This is a genomic window from Shewanella sp. 11B5 (assembly GCF_002836795.1).
Taxonomy (GTDB): domain Bacteria; phylum Pseudomonadota; class Gammaproteobacteria; order Enterobacterales; family Shewanellaceae; genus Shewanella; species Shewanella frigidimarina.
The window spans coordinates 1-5,498 of sequence record NZ_PJAP01000529.1 but is presented as its reverse complement, the minus strand read 5'-3'; the positions used below and the strand labels follow the sequence as shown (position 1 = coordinate 5,498).

Sequence of the window (5,498 nt, the reverse complement as noted above, 5' to 3'; positions counted from 1 at the left end):
GAAGCTTGCTGATATTATTCATGCACTAAAGAGTACCTATTGTGGCTCGATAGGTGCTGAATACATGCATATTACTGATACCGATGAAAAGCGTTGGATCCAACAACGTCTTGAACCGACATTAGGTAAAGCCAAGTACGATAACAGCGTCAAAAAGCGTATTCTTGAAGGGTTGAATGCAGCCGAAGGTATCGAAAAATACCTTGGTGCTAAATTCCCTGGAGCTAAACGATTCTCTTTAGAAGGTGGTGATGCGCTCGTTCCGATGATGCGTGAAATCATTTACCGTGCAGGCGAAGCTGGAACTAAAGAAATCGTAGTAGGTATGGCTCACCGTGGTCGTTTAAACTTGCTCATAAACGTGCTGGGTAAACGTCCTGCTGAATTGTTTGATGAGTTTGCGGGTAAGCATGCGGACACTCACGGTTCTGGCGACGTAAAATATCACCAAGGTTTCTCATCTGATTTTGAAACGCCAGGTGGAAACGTTCATTTAGCATTAGCCTTTAACCCATCTCATTTAGAGATCGTTAATCCAGTGGTTATTGGTTCTGTACGAGCTCGTCAAGATCGTCGTGGTTGTAAAGACGGTCTGCAAGTTATGCCTATCACCATTCATGGTGATTCAGCTATAACTGGTCAAGGCATTGTGCAAGAGACGTTCAACATGTCTCAAACACGTGGTTTTACTATTGGTGGTAGTATTCGAATTGTGGTTAATAACCAAGTTGGTTTTACTACATCAAACCAGGCTGACACACGTTCAACCGAATACTGTACTGACATCGCTAAGATGGTTCAGGCACCGATTTTCCATGTCAATTCTGACGATCCTGAAGCCGTTGCGTTTATTTCTCAACTTGCAGTGGATTATCGTAATGAATTTAAACGTGATGTAGTGATTGATTTAGTGTGTTATCGCCGTCATGGCCATAACGAAGCTGATGAGCCTAGTGCGACTCAGCCGTTAATGTACGCTAAAATCAAAAAACACCCTACGCCACGTAAAATTTATGCTGATAAGTTGATAGCTGAAAACAGCATTCCTGCAGATGAAGTGACCGGACTGATTAACCATTATCGTGATGCATTAGATGCAGGTGATTGTGTGGTTAAAGAATGGCGTCCTATGACGTTACATACAGTTGACTGGACACCTTATTTAAATCGCGAATGGGATGAAGAATACGCCGGTTCAATGTCGATGGAACGTCTGCAAAACTTAGCCAATAAGTTAGTTGATATTCCTGAAAATCATACGCTTCAATCTCGTGTTGCCAAAATTTGTGCTGATCGCACTGCGATGGCTAAAGGCGAGAAGTTATTAGACTGGGGTTTCGCTGAAACGTTAGCTTATGCTTCTATTCTTGAAGATAAAAAGCGTGTGCGCATTACGGGTCAAGACTCTGGTCGCGGCACGTTCTTCCATCGTCATGCTGTATTGCATAGCCAAAAAGACGGTTCTACCTATTTACCTTTGCGTAATGTGGCTGATGAACAAGGGCCAATTGATATTATTGACTCAGTATTATCAGAAGCATCAGTGTTGGCATTTGAATACGGTTACGCGACTGCAGAACCTGGTGGCTTGACCATTTGGGAAGCGCAGTTTGGTGACTTCGTTAACTGTGCACAGGTAGTGATTGACCAATTCTTATCATCTGGTGAGCAAAAGTGGGGCCGTTTATGTGGTCTGACTATGTTGTTACCTCATGGTTATGAAGGTCAAGGACCTGAGCATTCAAGTGGCCGTTTAGAGCGTTTCTTGCAATTATGTGCTAACCACAACATGCAAGTGTGTGTGCCATCAACTCCGGCGCAGGTTTATCATATGTTGCGTCGCCAAGTTGTGCGTCCTATGCGTCGCCCGTTAGTGGTAATGTCACCTAAATCTTTGCTACGTCACCCATTAGCGGTGTCTACCTTAGAAGAACTTGCTGAAGGTACTTTCCAAAATATCATTGGTGAGATAGATACCTTAGATGCAAATCAAGTTGACCGTGTTGTATTCTGTAGCGGTAAGGTGTATTTCGAGTTACTTGAAAAGCGTCGTAAAGAGAATGTGACCAACGTTGCCATCGTGCGTGTTGAGCAGCTGTATCCGTTCCCTGATGTGGAAATGCGTGCAGCGTTAGAAACATATCAACATGTTAAAGATTTTGTATGGTGTCAAGAAGAGCCGCAAAACCAAGGGGCATGGTACTGTAGTCAGCATCATTTCTGGGCTAATATTCCTGCAGGTGCTCAATTAACTTATGCCGGTCGTGAAGCTTCTGCTGCACCAGCATGTGGTTACCCTGGGTTGCATGTACAGCAGCAAGAATCATTAGTAAATAGCGCATTAAAACTGTCGTAATAGATAATTTATATAAGGGAAGCTTTCCATGAGTATCGAAATTAAGGTACCCGTATTACCAGAATCTGTTGCTGATGCAACTATTGCTACTTGGCATGTTAAACCTGGTGAACAGGTTACTCGTGATCAAAACTTAGTTGATATCGAGACAGACAAAGTCGTGTTAGAAGTGGTAGCACCAGAAGACGGTTCAATTTCTGAATTGTTATTCCAAGAAGGCGATACCGTTTTAGGTGAGCAAGTGATTGCTAATTTTGTCGCTGGTGTTGTGTCTGGCCAAGAAGTGACTAAAGCTGAAGCTTCAGGGCCTGCTGTCGTGGCAACGACCGAAGCTGCTTCTGATGAATCTAATGATGCATTAAGCCCATCTGTTCGTCGTGTGATTGCAGAACATAATCTTGATGCCAGTAAAATTAAAGGTTCTGGTGTGGGCGGACGTGTAACTAAGGATGATGTAGATGCATTCCTTAAGTCAGCTCCTGCCAAAGCCGCTGCACCAGCTGCTCCTGTAGCACCTTTAGAAGGTCGTAGTGAGAAGCGTGTACCAATGTCACGTCTTCGTAAAACTATCGCAAAACGTCTTTTAGAAGCGAAAAATTCAACGGCAATGTTAACTACGTTTAACGAAGTTAACATGAAGCCAATCATGGATATTCGTAAGCAGTACCAAGACATTTTCGAAAAACGCCATGGTATTCGTTTAGGCTTTATGTCTTTTTATATCAAAGCTGTGACAGAAGCGCTAAAACGTTTCCCAGAAGTTAACGCTTCTATTGATGGTGATGACATTGTTTATCATAACTATTTCGACATCAGCATCGCTGTATCAACGCCTCGTGGTCTGGTAACACCAGTACTACGTGACACTGATACCATGAACTTAGCTGAAATCGAAAAAGCGGTTCGTGAATTAGCCATTAAAGGCCGTGACGGTAAATTATCTGTTGCTGACATGACTGGCGGTAACTTCACTGTGACTAACGGTGGTGTTTTCGGTTCACTCATGTCTACGCCAATTTTGAACCTGCCACAAAGCGCAATCTTAGGCATGCATGCCATTAAAGATCGCCCAATGGCAGTCAATGGTCAGGTTGAAATCCTGCCTATGATGTACCTAGCACTCTCTTACGACCACCGTATTGTTGATGGTCGTGAGTCAGTTGGCTTCTTAGTCGCGATTAAAGACTTCTTAGAAGATCCAACTCGTCTGCTACTTGATCTGTAAGTAGGTAGATAAACCCTCGTCGCTGGCTCATATTGAGCCAGTTGGATTTGATTAGAAGTATATGGATAGATCATCATGAATTTGCATGAGTATCAGGCAAAATCTTTATTTGCCGAATATGGTTTACCAGTCTCTGAAGGCTTTGCATGTGATACTGCTCAAGAAGCAGTAGAAGCAGCTGGTCACATTGGCGGAAACTTATGGGTTGTTAAGTGTCAAGTACACGCAGGCGGCCGTGGTAAAGCAGGTGGCGTTAAAGTTACCGGTAATAAAGACGAAATCAGAGCATTCGCTGAAAACTGGTTAGGTAAGAACTTAGTAACGTACCAGACTGACGCTAAAGGTCAGCCAGTTGCTAAAATTCTAGTTGAAAGCTGTACTGACATCGCTAACGAATTGTACCTAGGTGCAGTAGTTGACCGTAGCACTCGTCGCGTTGTGTTCATGGCGTCGACTGAAGGTGGTGTTGATATCGAAACTGTGGCTGAACATACGCCAGAGCTTATCCACACAGCTATCATTGATCCGTTAACAGGTCCTCAAGCTTTCCAAGCTCGTGATCTTGGCTTCAAGTTAGGTTTAAACCCAACACAAATGAAGCAGTTTACTAAGATCTTTATGGGTCTAGCGAACATGTTCAATGACCATGATTTTGCGTTATTAGAAATCAATCCACTTGTTATCACCACTGAAGGCAACCTTCACTGTTTAGATGGCAAAATTGGTATTGATGGCAATGCATTATTCCGTCAGCCTAAAATCAAAGCAATGCACGATCCATCACAAGATGATGCTCGTGAAGCGCATGCTGCTAAATTTGAATTAAACTATGTTGCTTTAGACGGTAACGTAGGTTGTATGGTTAACGGTGCCGGCCTAGCAATGGGTACAATGGACATCGTGAACCTACACGGCGGCAAGCCAGCTAACTTCTTAGACGTTGGCGGTGGAGCAACTAAAGAACGTGTTGCAGAAGCATTTAAGATCATTCTTTCTGACAGCAATGTTAAAGCGGTATTGGTTAACATCTTCGGTGGTATCGTGCGTTGCGATATGATCGCTGAAGGTATTATTGGTGCGGTTAAAGAAGTTGGCGTTAAAGTGCCAGTCGTTGTACGTCTTGAAGGTACTAACGCTGAATTAGGTCGTGAAGTATTGGCTAAGTCTGGTCTTGATATCATCGCGGCTACAAGTCTAACTGACGCGGCTGAGCAAGTTGTTAAAGCTGCGGAGGGCAAATAATGTCTGTTTTAATTAACAAAGATACCAAGGTAATCTGTCAAGGTTTCACTGGTGGTCAGGGTACTTTCCACTCTGAACAGGCGATTGCTTATGGCACGCAAATGGTTGGTGGTGTTTCTCCTGGAAAAGGTGGTCAAACTCACCTAGGTCTTCCAGTGTTTAACACTGTTAAAGACGCTGTAGCAGCAACAGGTGCAACTGCAACTGTTATCTACGTACCAGCTCCTTTTTGTAAAGACGCTATCCTTGAAGCAATCGATGCTGGCCTTGAGCTAATCGTTTGTATCACTGAAGGTATCCCTACACTTGATATGCTTCAAGTGAAAGTGAAACTTGAAGAAACTGGCGTTCGCATGATCGGTCCTAACTGCCCAGGTGTTATCACTCCTGGTGAATGTAAGATTGGTATTATGCCTGGTCACATTCATTTACCTGGAAAAGTAGGTATTGTTTCTCGCTCTGGTACATTAACGTACGAAGCGGTTAAGCAAACTACTGATGAAGGTTTCGGCCAATCTACTTGTGTAGGTATCGGTGGCGACCCAATTCCTGGCACTAACTTCATCGACGTATTGGAAATGTTCCAAAACGATCCACAGACTGAAGCGATTGTTATGATCGGTGAAATCGGTGGTAATGCTGAAGAAGAAGCGGCTGCTTATATCAAAGCACACG

General features: G+C 43.6%; 4 protein-coding genes. All 4 read left to right on the top strand.

Annotation, left to right across the window (positions count from 1 at the left end; all coding sequences use genetic code 11):
• Window positions 1–2,356: 2-oxoglutarate dehydrogenase E1 component (locus CXF78_RS12475; RefSeq protein ID WP_102036971.1), on the top strand; the 2,356-nt coding region annotated here is incomplete at its 5' end.
• Between the two features lie 28 nt (window positions 2,357–2,384).
• Window positions 2,385–3,581: a 2-oxoglutarate dehydrogenase complex dihydrolipoyllysine-residue succinyltransferase gene (gene odhB / locus CXF78_RS12470; protein WP_011637797.1), complete on the top strand. Its 1,197-nt coding sequence runs from the start codon at window positions 2,385–2,387 to the stop codon at window positions 3,579–3,581.
• 75 nt (window positions 3,582–3,656) lie between these two features.
• Window positions 3,657–4,823: an ADP-forming succinate--CoA ligase subunit beta gene (gene sucC, locus CXF78_RS12465; protein WP_011637796.1), complete on the top strand. Its 1,167-nt coding sequence runs from the start codon at window positions 3,657–3,659 to the stop codon at window positions 4,821–4,823.
• On the top strand, window positions 4,823–5,498 hold a 676-nt coding region (gene sucD / locus CXF78_RS12460; protein WP_102036970.1), incomplete at its 3' end, for a succinate--CoA ligase subunit alpha. The genes sucC and sucD, both read left to right, overlap by 1 nt.